Source organism: Sphingobacterium detergens (assembly GCF_003610355.1).
GTDB classification, from domain to species: Bacteria; Bacteroidota; Bacteroidia; order Sphingobacteriales; family Sphingobacteriaceae; genus Sphingobacterium; species Sphingobacterium detergens.
Window position 1 is genome coordinate 1 of sequence record NZ_RAPY01000003.1, and the last position, 19111, is coordinate 19111.

Below are 19111 nucleotides of genomic sequence, written 5' to 3' on the forward strand. Positions count from 1 at the left end.
CACGCTTACATGATTGTGTTTTCTTAAAGAACTTATCTCGCTTCAACTTCCGTATCCGCTATATTCCGATGAGCATTGCGCTCCTCTTTATCTTTCTTTTGTTTCCCTCCGTTTCCGTTGGGACTGCAAAGGTAGAAATCTTTTTTGAAATTCCAAAAAACTTTTGAAGTTTTTTTTCTTTTTCTTTTTCCCGATTTCAGCGCTCAACTTCCGTTAAACCCTTCTTTTTTTCATGGCCTCTTCTTTCGAAGTAACCGTTCCTCCCTTGCGGAGTGGTGCAAAGATAGGGAGTTTACTAACAAACTTCCAAGCCTTTTGTTCTTATTTATTTCATTTTGCCGCTAACTCGCTGTGAACTTGGCCGATTCTTTTTGTAAAACAGCATCCCCAGGGGCTCCGGGGGACAAAAAACGACGGTTATGGCCAGATCGGACGCAGGGAAACAGCGCCGAGACTGTGGAAACGCAGTGGAAAGGGGGCAGCAAGGGGATGGTGGAACCGCAGCAGATACACAGTGGAAAGGTCGGAGAATGCAACGCGGATAGAAACAGAGACCTCATGGGAAAAGGGGCTCCGGCTAAGCTCGGGTTAACAAAAGGCAAGTGATGCACAGAATGGCTCCGGAAACGGGGTGGTGTAATTATAATGATCGTCGCTAGGCAGGTTCCCTGCTGCCGCTCCGCAGTAGGAATAGCAGCAAAGGTCCCAGCTCCATTATAGCAGCACCCTGTAGCTATAATGGAACAGGGGCAGATCGTTATAAAATGACCTGTTCAGGGCACAATCAGGAAGAAACAGCAACAATAGAACTTAACAGCGGATCTCATGGCAACCGGAGGAAGTCCATACTGCAACAGCGAGACAACCGGTAGATTGCTTTCGAATTGCTTAGAAAATAATAGGGAGATAACTGGGAGTTTACAGGGGGTTAACAGGGGTATAACAGGGGTAAACCCCTGTTAATCCCATGTAATATCGTAGTTAAGACTTATCTATAACTTTCTTAGATACAAACAAGATATGATGCAGTCCTAACGAAGATCTGAAGCAGCGTATTGGGAAGACTGAATTACGGTTCCATTTCAAACCGACTTATAATAAGCTTGTGGCATGGTCAGGAATAACGCTAGAACTGAAAGACAATAAGAAAAGAATATAAATAGCATTACAAAGACCGAAGTTAATGCCAAAAAAACACCAAAACATAAAGCAACAAAGTCAAAATTAAGCAGGAATCCTTTTTTTCAGAAAAGAAAAGCATGACAATCAACAATAAGATAGTGTTCTTTACAACAGGGAGAATAGGCAGGAAAGATTTATTTTTTGCCAGCTTTAAAGACCCAAAAACGCTGGAGCGTATAATTAAAGCCTAGAGAAACAAGCAACTCGACAAGTAACTTCGAAAACAAAAAATTGAAATGATATACATCCACCAGGAAGTGAATGCCAGTAGATTTAAGCAGAATACTACCACAGACAACAATCACAAATTTCCATAACTGACTACCTACAGAATTTTGCGTGCTACCAAAAGACCAATACCGATTGATCAAGAAATTTACGACAGCACCTAGACTGCCACTGATTGCATTAGAAAAAGGAGCGCTAATATGCAGCAATTTATAACAGGCAGAATATACCCCAAAATCAAACAATCCGCCTAAAAAGGCGGAAAGTTGTGCTTTTAAAAAAGTAATCACCTTTGAAGACATATTTATCCCACCTCCTCTTGCTGCTTTTTTAATTTGTCTTCCTTATCCTTTGCATCGCCCAATTTCAACAAAAGACGCGTATCATTTGCATTAATAATAAAAAGTAAAATGCAAATGACGAATACACACCAATTAATAGAACCAGGCACGAAAACCTCTAATAACATCACTAAAGCTATAATGACACGTATTTCTGTTGGACCGAGTATCCCGGCATCTATCGTATATTTATCTGTAATCCTATACCTAAGTTGTGATATAATCATTGCCCATCCATATAACGAGACCAAAGTAAAGCCCAGATACTTATAGTCACCAGTCGTATAAAGCACATACCCTAATCCGATAAAGACTGTACTAATCCAATCCATTACGATATCCAACGCAAATCCATACCAACGGCGCGATTTATTCCGATAAAAAGCTATACGCCCATCTAATGAATCACCAAACCATTGAACGAAAAAACCGGGTATACCCAAAAGTAAATAGCGAATATCCACGTATTCTGCAAGTATAAAGCTCCCTAAAACCATTAACGAGCCAAAAAAACCGATCGCTGTAAGGCCATCCGAAGTAATCCAATTAGGAACCCTAGGTACAAGGTATGTAATCAACTTTTGTTCGGGTTCACTCAGGATATTTGTTCTTTTCCGATCTTGAAAAAGCTTTTTATTTATTTTAAACTCACTCATTATCTGTGATTATAACCATTTATTTTCTTTATACCAAGCTAGTGCCTCCATTAAGCCCGCTTTCAAATTATATTTAGGTTGGTATTGTATTTGACTTTGAGCCAATGAAATATCACAGCCCCAATTTTCTGCTGTAAGTTCGTTCAATCGCTCTGGATATAGTACAGGTATTGTTTTTGAATTTTTATATACACGTTCAAAGATTACTGCTACCGCTTTTACGACCCCTAAGGGAATATGCATTCGGATCATTTTCTTTTGCGTGAACTCTTTGAAAAATTTTGCCATTTCATATCTGTCATAGACCTGACCATCACTCAGATTGTATACTCTTTTCCCTCCTTGATCGAAACGACAGGCGTTTAAAATCGCTTGAACTAGATCCGTCACATAAATAAAGCTTAGTTTTTGAGGAGATCTCCCAACATAAGCATCCATTCCACCGTTCATTGTCTTGAAAAGAATAAAAATATCTTTCTCTCTGGGACCATATACTGCTGTAGGCCGTAAAATTGTCACCGGTTGATCCTCAAACTCACTCAATGCGAGTTCCGCCTTCCTTTTGCTTCGACCATAAGCTGTAACTGGACAGTAGGGATTGCGTTCATCAATTAAATTGGATGCATAAGGAACAGGTCCTATCGCTGCAAGACTACTTACAAATACAAATCTGCGGATTGGGTTTTCCAATGAAAAACAAGCCGACGCCAGGTTTTTGGTATAACCAACATTGACCTTTTCTAAATCTTCTTCGCGTTTGGCACGCGTCATTGCTGCAGCATGTACAACATAGGTATAGTTTTCCGATTCTAGCAAAGCTTTGATGGAAGCTTCATCAGCGAAATCAGGATAAACAAACTTATCCACAACAGAACGAATTTCTGAAACATCACTCGACTTTCTTACGGCAGCATGAACTTCCATCCCTGCTTCCTTTGCCGCCCTTGTCAAATGATAGCCCACAAAACCACTCGCTCCAGTGATTAATATTTTTTCTATCATAATGATTTTTGATACAAACGATAACGTTTGTACAATTCTCCGTTCATTTGTTCAATAGCATGGTTCATCATATAATTATGCTCCAACATCCATGAACATTCGGCCCCTTTTATATTAGAATCTTTTGATTCTTTAATAATTCGACCATACAAACAGGCTTCAATACCAAGTTTGCGATAATCTTCTAATACGCCCAACATCAACACCCGAAGCAAATTGATCTTTTTCTTCCCGAATAGCAGTTTGAAAATACCTGTAGGAAGCAAACGGCCTTTCTTTACCTTGATAAGGATTTGATTAATATCCGGAATACCAAGACCAAAACCAACGAGTTCGCCATCTTTTTCAGCGACAATGGCAAAACGTGGATCAAGGATCATTTTCAGATCTTTAGCTGTATAGTTAAATTCATCTTCCGTCATCGGTACGAATCCTGAATTTTTGTCCCAAGCTCTATTATAGATATCACGAACCTTTGCAGCTTCATTTTTAAAATCCTTTACATTAAATTGGCGAAGCGTAATCCCTGACCTTTTTAAGCGTTCTTCCAGCCTATCTAAAAGCAATACAGAACGTTTATCCGCAGACTTTTCCATGACCAGATAGGCTCTTAGATCCACCTTATGTCCATACCCGGCATTGGTAACCAGGTCTAGGTAATATGGCGAATTATAAGGCATCATCGCCACAGGGGGCTTATCAAAGCCATCGACCAAAAGCCCCAATGTGTCATTGGTCGACAAATTGATGGGTCCTACAATGGTATCTCCGCCCTTGGATTTCACCCATTTCTCTGCAGTTTCAAACAATGCATTGGCAGCCTCCTGGTCATCTATACAATCAAAAAATCCCCATTGCCCTTCATTGACATGATTAAAGGCATTGTGATTATTATTCCAAATCGCACAGATTCGACCAACGATCTTATCGTCACGATAAGCTAGAAAGGGTTGTGCTTGGGAATGTTTATAGAAAGGATGCTTATCAGGAGAAAGCAGGTCTTCTTGTTCGAGAAATAAGGCAGGTACATAATTAGGATTTCCCTCATAGAGACTATGAGGGAAATCTATAAACAACCGTCTTTGTTTCTTTGTTTCAACGGGTACAATCTGAATCATATACGATTAGATTTTATATTAATGTTTCAACTTCAGCTTGTTTGAATACTTTAACCATCTTCTCAATTGCTTCATCAATTTGGTCATAAGTATGTGTCGCCATCAATGAAAAACGAATCAAAGACTCCTCCGCAGGAACTGCTGGAGAAACAACTGGATTAACAAATACACCATCATCTTGGAGCATTTTAGTCACCCAGAACGTTTTTTCATTGCTACGAATAAATATTGGCAAAATAGGACTTTCCGTAGCACCTAGATCAAAGCCATGATCTAATAATTGTGCTTTGGCATAATCTGTATTTTTCCACAATTTTTCGATGTGTTCAGGTTCATTTTGAATAATCTCTAACGCCTTCAGTGTAGAAGCAACAGATGCTGGCGTCATTGACGCACTAAACATTACCGAACGTGCGTTGTGTTTCAAGAAATCAATCACATCAGCATCACCCGCTACGAATCCACCTAAAGAAGCTAATGATTTACTAAAAGTACCCATGATCAAATCTACATCGTCATTAAGCCCAAAATGTGAGGCTGTACCAGCCCCTTTGTGCCCAATAACACCTAAGCTATGTGCATCATCTACCATAACAGCAGCATCAAACTCATTAGCTATTGTAGTAAGTTCCGGTAAGTTAACAATATCACCTTCCATACTAAAGATACCGTCAGTACAAATTAATTTTGCGCTTTCTTCAGGTAATCTAGATAATTTAGCACGTAAATCGTCCATATTATTGTGACCGTATTTGATCACTTTCGCAAATGACAAACGGCTACCATCAATAATTGATGCATGATCACGTTCATCAAGCAAAATATAATCATTACGTCCCATCAGACAAGACAATGGTCCAAGATTCGATTGGAAACCTGTACTAAATAGAATCGCGGCCTCTTTACCCACATAAGCAGATAGTTTTTCTTCCAGTTCTACGTGAATATCCAACGTACCGTTTAAGAAACGCGATCCAGCACATCCAGTACCATATTTTTCCAAAGCATCTTGCGCTGCTTTTATAATACGTATATCAGTCGTTAACCCTAAATAAGAGTTAGAACCGAACATCAATACACGTCTACCATCGATTTTTACCTCGGTATCTTGCTTTGATTGAATAGGTCTAAAATAGGCATATAAGCCTTTAGCTTTTAACTCCTCTACAATCTTAAATTGCGATATTTTTTCGCCTAACTTTCCTTTACTCATGCGATAAAAAGGTATTTCTAAAACTATTTCTAACTTTTAGATGTTATTGTAACAAACAAAATTCTCGAATTGGACTTTTATATAAAAAACTCTGTCTTCGAATAAAAATCTGCTCTACCCACAATGTAAGTTAAAATTCTACGTTGTATATATTCACAATAATTCCAAAAAACGTTGCAAACATACGAAAACATAATCTGACTTTCACTTAAATTTAGTCATATTTTTAACACATCGCCCAAAACAGTTAATTTTATTTTAATACTCCGCTAACATCTCCCCACACAATTCTACTATAAAATAAGACAATTTTAATAATTATATTTGCGAACTATAAATTATCCTATAATTAGTTACATTTAGGTTCATTGCACTAGCAATGGTATAGACTTACTAATATACAACAATATATGGCTTTATCTTCAGATATCAATATAAAAAATAAAAAAGCTTCTTTTGAGTATCATTTACTGGACAAATACATCGCTGGAATTCGACTACTAGGCACAGAAATAAAATCAATACGTGAGGGAAAAGCAAATATCAACGATAGTTTCTGCAGTTTCTTTAATGACGGCCTTTACATTCGTAATATGCATATTGCCGAATATTCCATGGGCTCATTTTATAACCACGAAGCAAAACGCGACCGTCAGCTTTTGTTGACAAAAAGAGAATTGAAAAAATTAAAAGAAAAAGGCGAGGAACGTGGTTTTACAATTGTTCCATTGCGCATATTTATCAGTTCACGCGGATTTGCAAAAGTTGAAATTGCTTTAGCACAAGGTAAAAAAGATTTTGATAAACGGGAAAATATAAAGGAAAGAGATGTCAAACGTGAGCTTGATCGCGTCATGAAATTCTAACTCCATCATTGCGCCAGGACGAATGCTCCTGGCGTGATGCCCACCCTATTTTTAAACAGCCGAACGAAATAATTAACATCGTTGAAGCCTGCCCCAAAACAGGATTCCTTTACATTTCGGGTCAAGAGCAAAAGCTGCTTTGCTTTACCAATACGTTGCTGAATCACATATTCCATTGGGCTCAGCCCGAGTTCTCGATTGAACATTCGAGTCAAACTTGCCTTGCTCATATGAGCGGCCTTCTCCAATAAGTCTATGGATATTTTCTCGGTAATATTCCTACGGATAAACTCCTGTAAATGAACAAGTACTTTGTTGGGCGATTTCCCCACCTTCAATGCCATAAGAGACTGCGACTGCAGTAATCGAATTGTGAGCTCCTTAAATGTCAGATCTGCCAAAACATCTTTAAGCGGATTCTCGCTTATAATAATCTGAAACAATTTATTAACAAGTTCGGCCAGTTCGTTGGAATTGTAAAGATGAAAAAGCTCAGGATCAATATGCCAACGGTCCAACTGTTCCTTTGGATAAAATTCATTTAAATAATCCAATACAGCTTCTATTTTCTCCTTCCGGATGGTGAGGGCCGAACATTGCGTAGGTTGCTCCAGTGTAGCTTCCGGAAAGTCAATATGCATACCGACCATGGCCGGTAATACGATCATCTGTCCGGGCAGATAATCAAAAGCTTTCATATGATCCAAGTGCATTATTTTCTTCCCCTGGATCATATTGATCATCACCAGGTCATCAAACCGCAGGGGTACATATTCCGACACACGGTATGTCTCATATATATTCAGTTCTAGGCTATCCAATGTAAACGCGCGTCGGTTTTCCACCAGCGTACTGAGTTCCCTTCCCTGAGAAAATGGTAACGTATGAATAAGTGTCCTATCTCTCATATCGCATCAACTAAATATAATTGGAAATCAATCAAATATAACAAAAAAAATCCAAGCATTTGTTTTGGGCTATCCCAGAATAATATCCCTACACTATACTGCAACAATGATGCTACCCTTTGCCTCAATAATGCTACGGTATTGAATAATTGCTGGCTAACTTTGATAAGAAGGGATTAAAAATAAGTAATAATAAATCATATGAGCGCAATTAAAAGACCATCGTTCAAAGAACGATACGACAATTACATCGGCGGTAAATTTGTAGCCCCGATCCAAGGAAAATATTTTGACAATATCTCGCCCGTAGATGGTAAAGTATATACCCAGGTAGCACATTCAACGAAAGAAGATCTCGATCTGGCAGTTGATACCGCGTCCAAAGCCTTTGAGACCTGGGGGAAAACATCCGCAACCGAACGCAGCATTATCCTCAATAAAATTGCAGACCGCATCGAGGCTAATCTGGAATATATTGCTGCAGTAGAAACCATAGATAACGGAAAAGCAGTACGCGAAACGCTAAATGCAGATATCCCGCTGGCTATAGATCATTTTAGATACTTTGCCGGAGTAATCCGCGCCGAAGAAGGATCAATAACTGAATTAGACAGCAATACCGTTTCGTTGATTGTACACGAACCGATCGGCGTTATTGCACAGATCATTCCGTGGAATTTCCCAATTTTAATGGCGGTCTGGAAACTTGCTCCAGCGCTTGCTGCCGGAAATACCGTTGTTTTAAAACCAGCAGAAAGCACACCCGCGTCAATTCTCGTCTTGATGGAAATTATTGGCGATCTGATACCGGCAGGTGTGATAAATATTGTGAATGGGTTTGGCTCAGAACTAGGCCGGGCCTTGGTAACCAATCCTAAAGTTGCGAAGGCAGCCTTTACAGGATCAACCGCAACAGGGCGATTAGTCATGCAATATGCTACAGAAAATATTATACCGGTAACACTGGAATTGGGAGGAAAATCCCCCAACATATTCTTCAGTTCTGTCATGGATGCTGACGATGCATTCTTGGACAAAGCAATCGAAGGTGCCGTTTTATTTGCCCTCAATCAAGGAGAAATATGCACTTGTCCTTCGCGGTTATTAGTGCAGGAAGATATCTATGATAAGTTTATTGCCAGAGTCATTGATCGGGTCAATCAGATCAAAGTTGGGGACCCGTTGGATCCGACAACAATGATGGGGGCCCAAGCTTCCAAAATTCAAAAAGACAAAATTATGTCTTATATCACACTAGGCAAACAAGAAGGAGCCGAAGTGCTGACTGGCGGAGACGAAAATAATGTCGGCGCAGGTTTTGAAGAAGGTTACTACATCAAACCAACGCTATTCAAAGGAAATAATAAGATGCGGATCTTTCAAGAAGAGATTTTCGGGCCGGTCTTGGCTGTAACAACTTTCAAAGACGAACAAGAAGCGATCACTATTGCCAATGACACTATGTATGGTCTCGGCGCCGGTGTATGGACCAGAGATGCGCATCAACTTTATCAAGTTCCACGCGCCATCCATGCAGGCCGTGTTTGGGTTAATCAATATCACTCTTATCCAGCTGGCGCTCCATTCGGAGGATACAAACAATCTGGAATTGGTAGAGAAAATCACAAGATGATGCTTGCCCATTATCGTCAGGCAAAAAATATGTTAATATCATACAGCAAGGAAAAACTAGGGTTCTTTTAACGCGCAGTGAATTAAAAGCGTAATGAAGAAATGCATTATTCTTCATTTATCAATCTTTTCAGCAATGGTCAACAGAATAGATAGTACAGACAAAGCCAGAGATCTCATTCATACCCTTGAAGCACAACATGGTGCATTGATGTTTTACCAGGCTGGAGGCTGCTGTGAAGGGACTCAGCCCCAATGTTTTGAAAAAGGCGGGTATTTTCCCCGCATGAATGACGCCATGATCGGATTGGTTGAAGGATACGAGTTTTGGGTCGACCGGGATCTGTTTGAGTATTGGAAGCATGCCCATTTCACACTTGATGTACTGGAGGGCTTTGGCCCGGGTGGTTTTTCGTTGGAAACACCACTTGGAAAAACCTTTAAGGTACATTACCGGCTCTTTACAGACAAAGAATTAAAAGAACTTAGCCCGATCAAACGTAGTGAATAAACACAAAAATGGGTGGAATAATCCACCCGTTTTTCTAAGTTTTTGCCAGCTCTCCTCAGTCGAATTAGGCTGATTATTCTATATCCAAACCTTCTAAAACAGGAATTGGTTGTTTCTTTTCATCCAAAGCGACAAAAGTAAAGACTCCTTCGATCGCAAGTTCCCGTCCTTCTTTATACATATGCTCCAGGAATATTTCTACTTTCACTTTTAGACTCGTACGCCCGACATTTTGGACACGCGCAACTGCCTCTATAATACTCCCGGAAGGAATTGCTTTATTAAAATCAATACGATCTGTTGATACTGTCACCAACGTTTTGCGACAGAATCTTGTTGCGGCCATAAAAGACACTTCGTCCATAATAGACATCGCCTTACCGCCGAATAAGGTATCGTGATGATTTGTCAAAAACGGGAATACTGTTGTACATACATGCGTTTCTGATAAATCAATACGTTCTTGTAAAGTCATTTATTGTTATTTTTAATGGATTCAAGAGAGCACAAATGTAAGGCTATCCAAAAACAGTTGAGTCATTTTTATCCAATATTTTCCTCGATATCGACTCCTATACCCCTTAACAACAAAGAAGCATTGAAGATCTTACACTCCCCTATCTTCAGTTTATAGTCAAACAGCATCTGCCCTTCATCAACCTGGATATCGAAATGATAATTTTTGATATCTTTTGGAAACTCCTGTTCCAAACTTGACAGCTGCAGATCGTGTGTTGCCACCATACCTTTACCATCCAAGCGAACCAACTGCTTAATAATCGCTCGTGAGCCTAAATATTTATCAACTGAGTTTGTACCCCGTAACATTTCATCAATCAGAAAAAAACTATCCGTATGTGAAGCTACAGTATCCAGTATAAATTTCATCCGATTGAGTTCTGCCTTGAAAGTGGAAGTACTTTCGTTCAGATTGTCTCTGATACGCATATAGGATATAAGTTTATAGATCGGTAGTTGAAATGATGAGGCGGCAACACTCGCTCCAGCATAAGCTAAAATTGCATTGACACCAATAGTACGTAAGAATGTACTTTTTCCAGCCATATTGGATCCTGTTACCAATGCGACCCGATGATCGTTACTGGTATAATCGTTGGCTACCACTAATTCATTCGGAATAAGCGGATGATAAATACCTTGTGCTTCAATTTTATCCTCCTCTGGATTGACTAAGATGACCGGATAAACATAAGTCGGATGATTTCTTTTCCAAATTGCGAGGCTATTCACAGCTTCAACTTTTGCCAAGGTATCAAACGAATTCAGGATTTCTTGTTCATACTTATTTTTCCAATCGATAATCGCCAGTACCTGTCTAAAATCCCACAGCAAAAAAAGATTCAGAAATATCCCAACAAACACATTATTTCGTGCATCCAGATTATTGATAAGAACTGCTAATTTTTTAAATGCTTTTGAAATAGGTTCAGCATGTCCCCCCTCCTTTAATTCATTAGCCATTTCTTGTAAGGAGGCGGATTTCCATGCGTGGTTTTCTATAGCTTGTATTGCATCGGCATAGGAAGCCAGTATTCCACCAATCTTGTCTATCCTTGATGAAAATAAACCAACACTACCTGCTTTGGCGAAAGCCCAAAGAATATGAAACAAACCTAATATCGTTGCAACCGCTGCAAATTTGGAAATAAAAAAGCTTCCAACAAGCGCTAGCACAAATAAAACTGGGCCCACTTTGACATACATACGCATGAAAGCATTTCCAAAACTAAAATTTCCGTCTTGAAAATAATTGGACAAAAAAGTCTTAATATCGAGTTTATGATTAAGATTTGCTAGTAGTTTAGCCTGAAAATCCCATATCCATTCCGATTCACTCTCCAACTCCTTTGACGCTTCCTGATTCCGTTGGATTTGCTCTTTATCCAGAGGTGCATTTAGCCAAGATGCCAGCAAATCAATCCCCTGTTTTGTTGTTGACCGATTCAATTGGGCAAATAACGAATATGCGCCGAATACGTCCATATCTGAACTATAAGGATGATTACCATCCTCGAAGTTTTCTCCATGAGCATACATGTTTGCTTTTCCATCAAGGATATTTTGCTCATTGGATAGCACCTTCAGATAGGCTTCAAAATAGTTTTTCTGAAGTTCCAACTGGCTTTGTCGGCGTACCAAATACGCAAATAGGAACAATAAGGCAAAGAAACAAAAGAAAACCAATGGAAGACTTTCCAGCTGAAAAGTATAAAATAGCAAGGCTCCCCCACCAAGAATTACAAAGAGTCGGGTTAAACTCAGGGTATTCACCTGCTTATTTAATTTTAAGACCGTGGTGGCAATTTCTTGATGCTTTTGATCGTATAATGTCGTGATTGGATTCATTTTTAAATAATTTTTTATTCCATCAGTTGGACGAAATCCATCCTATCCAAAATCATATTTGTAACAAACTACAACTTTTAAATTGAGCGGATTCACAAGAGTAAATAGAAAACAATATATTTTCATTTACCTATCTTGCAAAAACAGCGAATAATGACTCGAAGCACCCTTAATTTTTTAGAGACAATGTGAATTACCAGGCCTGATCACCCACCAAGGGCACAAAACGAAAAGTGTCCAATTCAATACGATCAAAATCATTTTCACCTACGCGAATTATTGTCATCATTTTCTGAGACTTCTCATCCCCGACCGGAATCACAAAAATTCCACCTATTTTTAGCTGCTTCAACATGATTTCAGGCACGAATGGCGCCCCGGCAGTTACAATAATCTTATCGTAGGGGGCATGTTTTTCAATACCTTTGGAGCCATCACCCAAAAAGAAATTTGCCTTATACCCCATGTAGGGTAATACCTGAATTGTTCGTTGATAAAGGTTCTCTTGGCGTTCTATCGTATATACATCGGCACCAAGTTCAAGCAAAATACAAGTTTGATACCCTGATCCTGTTCCAATTTCCAGTACCTTATCCCCTTTTTTCACGTGGAGCAATTCGGATTGATAAGCGACAGTGTATGGTTGGGAGATTGTTTGTCCGTCACCGATTGGAAAAGCAATATCGCGATAAGCCTGATTCCAAAAGGTTTCATCAAAAAAGAAATGACGTGGTACCTTCCCAATGGCTTCCAATACTTTTTGGTCTTCAATACCTCTTCCTTTTAGATGCTCAACCAATTTCTTGCGTGCACCTCTTTCCCGATAATTATCAATAAACTTATACGCCATGATGTTTCAAATTTACCTTTAAAAAGGCATATTTAGCCGAACTATTCACAAATCACTTAATATCAAAGCAATATACAATACTGAACGTAGACCACACAACAAATCACAACCAAATAAAAACATTATATCTAAAACATTATCAAAAAGTTACATAAATTTCATTACGAAAAATTCAAATCACTTAGCACATGATCCAACGCTACGAGGACATAAAAACATGTCGTTAATAAGGGTCGACATCGACCTGAACACGAACGCCACTATTGGTCTTATCAATCTCAAAATCCAATAAAACCGAACGAATCAACTCCTTTACCTTAGCAATACTAATATTTGTGCGTTCAATCTTCAACGTAATTGTCTGAATAAAATTATTTCGCACACGGGAGACCAGTGGTGGTTCAGGCCCCAATACCCTAGCTCCAAGCTGTGGTCGTAAAGCAGCGGCAAAACGATTCGCAGCATCATAGCATTTTTGAAAATCCGTATGTTTTATATCAATGCGAATAAGTCGATAAAAAGGTGGGTAAAGGTAATTCTTACGTTCAGTAATTTCCGTCATAAACATCCCTTCATAATCATTGTTAACGACTTGCTCCAAGACCCTATGATTTGTCGTATAACTTTGAATAATCACCCGTCCACCTGCTTCCCGACGACCGGCTCGGCCTGCAACTTGGGAAAATAGCGAAAAGGAACGCTCATAGGCACGAAAATCAGGAAAATTAATAATGGTATCTGCATTCACAACACCGATTAAACTAACACGCCCAAAATCCAACCCTTTGGCCACCATCTGTGTCCCAATCAGCACATCAAATTCATGCTCATCGAAAGCCGTAATAATCTTATCAAAGCCATACTTTCCTTTTGTTGAATCCAGATCCAATCGGCCTATCCGGATCTCGGGCATCAGCAATTCAAGTTCTTCTTCCACCCGCTCTGTCCCAAAGCCCTTACTTTCAATATGTGGCATTCCACAAGCTGGGCAGACCCGAAGTGGTGGCTCAACATGCCCACAGTAATGACAATGCATCATATTGGAACTTTTATGGTAGGTCAAACTGACATCACAATTCACACATTTGGCAACAAAACCGCAGGTATTACACTGGATCATGGTGGTGTGTCCGCGTCTATTCTGAAACAGAATAACCTGTTCCTTATTCTTAACAGCTTCTTCAATAGCTTTTAACAATGTTCCGGAGAAATAGGAGAACATATTTTCCTTTCGCCCTTCTTCGGGAATATTGACGAGCTCTACACTCGGCAACTGCGCATTGCCATAACGCTCCAATAACTGCACAAAGCCATACTTCTTTGCTTTAGCATTGTAGTAACTTTCCAACGATGGTGTTGCGGATCCCAAAAGCACCTTCGTCTGATGTAAAAAGCCGAGATAAATGGCTGTATCACGCGCATGGTAGCGTGGTGCTGGATCAAATTGTTTGTATGAGCTTTCATGTTCCTCATCAACAATAATAATTCCCAGATCCTGAAACGGAAGGAATACAGAAGAACGGGCTCCGATAACAACTTGAAACTCATTTTTCATCACCTTCTGCCATACCTCAGCACGTTCATTATCATTGAATTTCGAATGATAAACACCAAGCTTATCACCAAAGTGCAGTTTTAATCGCGCAGTAATCTGTGCTGTCAATGCGATCTCAGGTAGAAGATACAAAGCTGATTTTCCTTCAGCTATTGCCTGTTCGATAAGTCGTATATAGAGCTGAGTTTTCCCTGAAGCTGTTACCCCATGCAATAGTGTTACCTCTTTTTCCTCAAAAGATTGTTGGATCTCATCATAGGCACGCTGTTGATTTTCATTGAACTGAAAATTAGCATCTAGTTCTATATCTTCTCCCTGAAATCTCGACACGACCTTCTCCTTCACTTCGAATACACCTTTGTCGATCAACGCCGTGATGGCTCCATTACCGCAACCTGAAGCTTCCGCCAGCATCGGACGTGTAATCTCTTCAGTCTTTTTGACAAGCTGCATAAATGCCAAAACTGCATCTTGCTGTTTGGGTGCACGATTGAGACTATCCAATAATTCTCGTTTGGCATCCTCATTTCTAAAGTCAGGGGCAAAACGTAAGAATACTTTTGTTTTGGGTTTATATCTTTCTGTTATTTCCTCGGAGATAAGTACGATCCCCTTGTCAAACAATTGCTTCAATATCGGAAATACGGTTTTCTGTCCCAATAACTTCACGATATCATTGACTTTAAGTTCTCCTGCTACCTCCAGGGCCTCAATAATGAGGTATTCTTTATCCGAAAGTGTCGAACGATCAAATTCTTCTGTTATAGAAGAGATCACTTTGGTTTCACTTGCCAGTTTTAATGCCGCTGGAAGTGCAGCCTGCATGACTTCACCCAAACTGCACATATAGTAATCTGCCAACCAATCCCACAATTTAAATTGGGCAAGGTTGACGATAGGTTTGTCATCAATGATATCTAAAATATACTTTGCTTCGTATTTCAGTGGAGCTTCTTTGCTGATCGATTTCACGACAGCCGAATAAATCTTGTTTCGTCCAAATTGCACAATGACCCGTACCCCAATCTGTACCCGATCATTCCAGTCAGCCGGAATACGATAAGTATATGTTCGTGCTAGAGCTAACGGTAGAACCACATCAATAAACAAGGTATCTCTTTCACTAAAAATCGAAGATTGCGGATTGGACATATTTTTTTATTATGGGATAAAAATACAAAAAAAGTGACAGAAAGAATACGTGAGTGACCTCCCTCAAAATAAAAGCCCTCCTGGATTTTTAATCGTTGGAAGGCTCTTTATCTAAAAAGCTAGCAAGCTCTATTCTATTTAAACAGTAGGATTATGATTTATTTTTTAATGCCGCTACAAATAAGGCTATCCAACCGATAATCAATGACAAGCCACCTAAAGGTGTTATGGGACCTAAGATAGCCGGATTTCCGAAACCAGTTATTTCTCTGATACTAAGTATATATAAGGATCCTGAAAAAAACAAAATACCAACAATAAAAGCAATAAAGGACACCTTGATTGAATAGGTTTTCGCCCGCGAAAAAGTCGATAAAAATAACAATGCAAAGGTATGATAGAAATGATACTGATTTGCAGTTTTCCAAGTTTCGATATGATATGCACTTACCTTTCCTTCTAGACCGTGGGCACCAAAGGCACCTAATATTACAGCTAATGCTCCCAATAACGAAGCGGCTAAAATGATTCTCTTATTCATTATTATAAAGTGAATGCTGAAAACGTGTTTCTCCGATAAATGTATTAAAAACCGAACAAAATAAGGAATATTTTGTTAAATTTATATTACAAAGCCCCATTATTGAGATGATTTTCTAGCGCTTCCCGCATATTTTTGTTAGGTTTGTTTTACAGATGAAACTATCATAAGTTTATTCAAGTTGATCGCTTCATTACTATAAAAAACAAATTGACTGAAACGTGTCCATCTATACCATTGAAGATGAGCGCTCATAAATATATATTCTGATGAAAAAAACAATAATCATCACTATTCTATTGTTCATAGCTGTCATTGCAGCAACGATTTATCTTTTCGGAGATTTCAATAAAAATAATAAACAGGATTCCAAGGCCTTACAATACCTCCCTGAAAATACGCTGGCCATAACATCCTTTGCCAATAACGAGACCGTAGACACGATATTTAAGGATTACGAATTATTTAAAGCCATTATAGGACAGGGAAATTTTAGTAATCTCGAGCGATTAAAAACAGAGTTATTGCAAAGTGAACAATTGACACCTTTCGTTGCTGGGCAACAGATATTACTATCTTTTCATCAAGAAAAAGATCAGATAACACCTCTTTATAGTGTACAAGTTGGGCAGAGCCTTGACAATAACACGCTGGCAACCCTTATCGGGCAAATCGGAAAAAATTATAAAGTTCAACCCTTTGATACGCTGGGCCAACGGTTCTTTGGACTCAATAAAGGAATAAAAGACAGTACGCTCTATTGCGCTTATTCCCATGAAATTATCTTTGCCAGTTATTCAAAACAGGTGCTTGCGCAAATTTTCGATAAGAATGTAAAAAAAATAAACACAAAGCAAATTGAATTCTTTGTCAATCACAACAATAAGAATACACCACTCAGTTTATATTTTTTCAATGAACAGTTAGCGCAGGTCGCCCGCATATTGATGAAATCCAAATTTGGCAATTACCTTAATTTAATTGATTCTCTCAAGGGACAAACTTCCTGGAATATGAATTTCAAACAGGATGCGTTTATCTTTAAGGGTGTAACTGATCTAACAGGCAGTAAAAACAGCTATCTACAATTGTTTGCCAATCAAACCGCTCAAGTACAGGCATTAGGAAACTACCTACCAAAAAATACAGCATCCTATATTGATTTCAGTATTTCCGATGAACATAGCTTCCGTTCGGGACTCAAAGAACTATTGATTCAGCAAAAAGAGTACGATCGCGTAAGCAAAAGCATTAAAAATCTTGAGGACGATACAAAGGTATCATTTGACAGTGTCATCGCCCCTCTTTTTAATGATGAATTTGCGCTGGCTGAATTAGACAATCAAGATGTACTGGGGCTAATTAGCATATCTGATTCGAGCTTATTCGCAAATAACTTTAAAAAATTCAGTTCATCTGTCGGTGATTCGATCTATCAATTTAAATATTCCCAGCTATTATATGCCTCTTTCGGAGAGCCGTTCAAAAGTTTTACAAGACCATACTTTACCATCGTTGATGGTATCATGGTTGTCGCAAATCGAACAGGCATCCTAAGAGATTATCGTGAATCTTTCCGTGAAAAGCAATTTCTATCGGGAACAGCAATTTTCAAAAATCACGCGGCTTTACAAAATAGCCGTAGCAATGTAACCTTCTATTTAGAGCCCAAAGCTGGCAAAAGCAATATTTTAGATAATTTAAAATCTGATTATGCCAAAAATTTTAAAGATGAAGAGCAATTTGGTTTTCAAAATTTCTACTCATGGTCCTATCAATTAAGTGGTAATCAAGGGACATTCTCGTCCAGCTTATACGCTCTTTACAAAAGTGATACACGACTTGGAGGAAAACCTGAATGGACTGTACAGCTTGAAAGCCGCATCATCAACAAACCTTGGGTTTTGGATCAAGATGGCAAAAACAAATTTATAATGATCCAGGAGCAGGATCATACCGTACATGCGTTTTCGCCAGACGGAAAGGAACTTTGGCAAAACCTTTTCCAAGGCGAGATTTTAGGTGAACCAATTCAATTGCAAGATCTTAGCATCATTATTGTCACCAAAATCAGACTATATCGGATCAGACCTGACGGAAAAAATATGAATGGTTTTTCTGTCGAATTACCTTCTACGGCTAGCTATGGGGCCACAATATCTAACTTCAATAAAGAACAACGGATCTATATTCCTGCCACAGATCGCATCTTAGCCTATTCATTAGATGGCAAAAGAATAGAGGGATTTGAAAATAATACTGTAGACAGCCGTATACTTTTTGATCTAAAAATAACCACACTGGGGCAAACCAATTACATTATAGCGGGTACAAGCACAGCTTCTGTTTATTTTTTCAATGAAAATGGTAAGATCATTCGCAAACAAAGCTTAGATACAGACGGCGAAAGCGTTCGGAATCCGATTGGTTTAGTAGCTGCCTCAGATGAAAAAAATTCATTTGTCTATGTCGCCGATAATAAAGGCAGTATTTTCAAAGTTCCTTTTGAAGGAGAGTCAAAAAAAATTAAATTAGGCAGCTGGGGCAAAGATGCTTTCTTTAATTTTGAAGATATCAGTGGTGGTGCAGACAGAGACTTTATCATTTTGGCCAACAATAAATTGAATGCTTACAGCAGCAGAGACTCCTCTTCCTATTTCGAATATAAATTTATCGAAGATGCGAGCAACAGACCTTTATTCTTTAAGCGGATTGGAAAATCCGACGTCTTGGGAGTCGGCACAGACAATCGGATGATTTATCTTTTCGGCTCAGATGGTTTAGTACAGGATGGATTCCCTATCGAAGGGTTTTCGAAATTCTATTATGGGCCAATTAACTATGGCGACAATGCTAATTATTTGATTTGTATGAAAAAGGATTTTAAGGTTTACGCCTACAAATTCTAAGCAACTGAAAATCATTTTTTTAACCCCAAAACAAAACACAATAAGACGCGAAAGATGTTTATAAAAAATTTGTCTAATCT

Annotated in this window: 16 protein-coding genes; 5 read left to right on the plus strand and 11 right to left on the minus strand. The window is 38.9% G+C overall.

The window, feature by feature from the left end:
- The first annotated feature begins 419 nt into the window (after positions 1–419).
- Entirely contained in the window at positions 420–545 is a 126-nt protein-coding gene (locus DFQ12_RS28505; RefSeq protein WP_279634412.1) for a hypothetical protein, read from the plus strand.
- Between the two features lie 771 nt (positions 546–1316).
- Here the strand turns inward: DFQ12_RS28505 and DFQ12_RS15755 are convergent.
- From DFQ12_RS15755 to spt, 5 genes are read right to left on the minus strand one after another with little or no spacing between them, the layout of a single operon-like run.
- A complete protein-coding gene (locus DFQ12_RS15755; RefSeq protein ID WP_120260041.1) occupies positions 1317–1712 on the minus strand; it encodes a GtrA family protein in 396 nt (131 codons plus the stop codon).
- Positions 1713–1714: 2 nt separating this feature from the next.
- The gene (locus DFQ12_RS15760) at positions 1715–2407 is read right to left on the minus strand and encodes a CDP-alcohol phosphatidyltransferase family protein (protein WP_120260042.1); all 693 of its coding nucleotides are present in this window, start codon (positions 2405–2407) and stop codon (positions 1715–1717) included.
- Between the two features lie 9 nt (positions 2408–2416).
- Positions 2417–3409, minus strand: a complete 993-nt coding sequence (locus tag DFQ12_RS15765; protein WP_120260043.1) for an NAD-dependent epimerase/dehydratase family protein — start codon at positions 3407–3409, stop codon at positions 2417–2419.
- Positions 3406–4527, minus strand: coding sequence for a hypothetical protein (locus tag DFQ12_RS15770; RefSeq protein WP_120260044.1), 1122 nt, complete (start codon positions 4525–4527; stop codon positions 3406–3408). Before DFQ12_RS15770 ends, DFQ12_RS15765 begins: the two co-directional genes overlap by 4 nt.
- Before the next feature lie 13 nt (positions 4528–4540).
- Entirely contained in the window at positions 4541–5740 is a 1200-nt protein-coding gene (gene spt, locus DFQ12_RS15775) for a serine palmitoyltransferase (protein WP_108635089.1), read from the minus strand.
- Between the two features lie 410 nt (positions 5741–6150).
- Between spt and smpB the strand changes: the two genes are divergently transcribed.
- A complete protein-coding gene (smpB, locus tag DFQ12_RS15780) occupies positions 6151–6606 on the plus strand; it encodes an SsrA-binding protein SmpB (protein WP_120260045.1) in 456 nt (151 codons plus the stop codon).
- Positions 6607–6611: 5 nt separating this feature from the next.
- Here smpB and DFQ12_RS15785 read toward each other — a convergent pair whose 3' ends face one another.
- Positions 6612–7514, minus strand: coding sequence for an AraC family transcriptional regulator (locus DFQ12_RS15785; RefSeq protein ID WP_120260046.1), 903 nt, complete (start codon positions 7512–7514; stop codon positions 6612–6614).
- 201 nt (positions 7515–7715) lie between these two features.
- Between DFQ12_RS15785 and DFQ12_RS15790 the strand changes: the two genes are divergently transcribed.
- Entirely contained in the window at positions 7716–9218 is a 1503-nt protein-coding gene (locus tag DFQ12_RS15790) for an aldehyde dehydrogenase family protein (RefSeq protein ID WP_120260047.1), read from the plus strand.
- Between the two features lie 64 nt (positions 9219–9282).
- A complete protein-coding gene (locus DFQ12_RS15795; RefSeq protein ID WP_120260048.1) occupies positions 9283–9657 on the plus strand; it encodes a DUF779 domain-containing protein in 375 nt (124 codons plus the stop codon).
- Between the two features lie 73 nt (positions 9658–9730).
- On the opposite strand, the gene DFQ12_RS15800 is transcribed toward DFQ12_RS15795, so the two are convergent.
- The 5 genes from DFQ12_RS15800 to DFQ12_RS15820 form a co-directional block, all read right to left on the minus strand.
- Positions 9731–10132, minus strand: a complete 402-nt coding sequence (locus DFQ12_RS15800; RefSeq protein ID WP_120260049.1) for an acyl-CoA thioesterase — start codon at positions 10130–10132, stop codon at positions 9731–9733.
- A gap of 68 nt (positions 10133–10200) precedes the next feature.
- Entirely contained in the window at positions 10201–12024 is a 1824-nt protein-coding gene (locus tag DFQ12_RS15805) for a MutS-related protein (protein ID WP_120260050.1), read from the minus strand.
- A gap of 193 nt (positions 12025–12217) precedes the next feature.
- The gene (locus DFQ12_RS15810; RefSeq protein ID WP_120260051.1) at positions 12218–12874 is read right to left on the minus strand and encodes a protein-L-isoaspartate(D-aspartate) O-methyltransferase; all 657 of its coding nucleotides are present in this window, start codon (positions 12872–12874) and stop codon (positions 12218–12220) included.
- A 223-nt stretch (positions 12875–13097) separates the two neighbouring features.
- Positions 13098–15581 carry a replication restart helicase PriA gene (gene priA / locus DFQ12_RS15815; RefSeq protein ID WP_120260052.1) on the minus strand — a complete coding sequence of 828 codons (2484 nt, stop codon included), beginning with the start codon at positions 15579–15581 and terminating at the stop codon, positions 13098–13100.
- Between the two features lie 151 nt (positions 15582–15732).
- Complete coding sequence (locus DFQ12_RS15820; RefSeq protein ID WP_120260053.1) at positions 15733–16122, minus strand: DUF423 domain-containing protein; 390 nt, start codon at positions 16120–16122, stop codon at positions 15733–15735.
- 269 nt (positions 16123–16391) lie between these two features.
- On the opposite strand from DFQ12_RS15820, the gene DFQ12_RS15825 reads away from it, so the two are divergent.
- Positions 16392–19031, plus strand: a complete 2640-nt coding sequence (locus DFQ12_RS15825; RefSeq protein WP_120260054.1) for a hypothetical protein — start codon at positions 16392–16394, stop codon at positions 19029–19031.
- Positions 19032–19111: the final 80 nt, after the last annotated feature.

Coding starts and splice junctions, on each gene's coding strand:
- DFQ12_RS28505 (WP_279634412.1), top strand. CDS start 420: ATGGCCAGATCGGACGCAGGGAAACAGCGCCGAGACTGTGGAAACGCA.
- DFQ12_RS15755 (WP_120260041.1), bottom strand. CDS start 1,712: ATGTCTTCAAAGGTGATTACTTTTTTAAAAGCACAACTTTCCGCCTTT.
- DFQ12_RS15760 (WP_120260042.1), bottom strand. CDS start 2,407: ATGAGTGAGTTTAAAATAAATAAAAAGCTTTTTCAAGATCGGAAAAGA.
- DFQ12_RS15765 (WP_120260043.1), bottom strand. CDS start 3,409: ATGATAGAAAAAATATTAATCACTGGAGCGAGTGGTTTTGTGGGCTAT.
- DFQ12_RS15770 (WP_120260044.1), bottom strand. CDS start 4,527: ATGATTCAGATTGTACCCGTTGAAACAAAGAAACAAAGACGGTTGTTT.
- spt (WP_108635089.1), bottom strand. CDS start 5,740: ATGAGTAAAGGAAAGTTAGGCGAAAAAATATCGCAATTTAAGATTGTA.
- smpB (WP_120260045.1), top strand. CDS start 6,151: ATGGCTTTATCTTCAGATATCAATATAAAAAATAAAAAAGCTTCTTTT.
- DFQ12_RS15785 (WP_120260046.1), bottom strand. CDS start 7,514: ATGAGAGATAGGACACTTATTCATACGTTACCATTTTCTCAGGGAAGG.
- DFQ12_RS15790 (WP_120260047.1), top strand. CDS start 7,716: ATGAGCGCAATTAAAAGACCATCGTTCAAAGAACGATACGACAATTAC.
- DFQ12_RS15795 (WP_120260048.1), top strand. CDS start 9,283: ATGGTCAACAGAATAGATAGTACAGACAAAGCCAGAGATCTCATTCAT.
- DFQ12_RS15800 (WP_120260049.1), bottom strand. CDS start 10,132: ATGACTTTACAAGAACGTATTGATTTATCAGAAACGCATGTATGTACA.
- DFQ12_RS15805 (WP_120260050.1), bottom strand. CDS start 12,024: ATGAATCCAATCACGACATTATACGATCAAAAGCATCAAGAAATTGCC.
- DFQ12_RS15810 (WP_120260051.1), bottom strand. CDS start 12,874: ATGGCGTATAAGTTTATTGATAATTATCGGGAAAGAGGTGCACGCAAG.
- priA (WP_120260052.1), bottom strand. CDS start 15,581: ATGTCCAATCCGCAATCTTCGATTTTTAGTGAAAGAGATACCTTGTTT.
- DFQ12_RS15820 (WP_120260053.1), bottom strand. CDS start 16,122: ATGAATAAGAGAATCATTTTAGCCGCTTCGTTATTGGGAGCATTAGCT.
- DFQ12_RS15825 (WP_120260054.1), top strand. CDS start 16,392: ATGAAAAAAACAATAATCATCACTATTCTATTGTTCATAGCTGTCATT.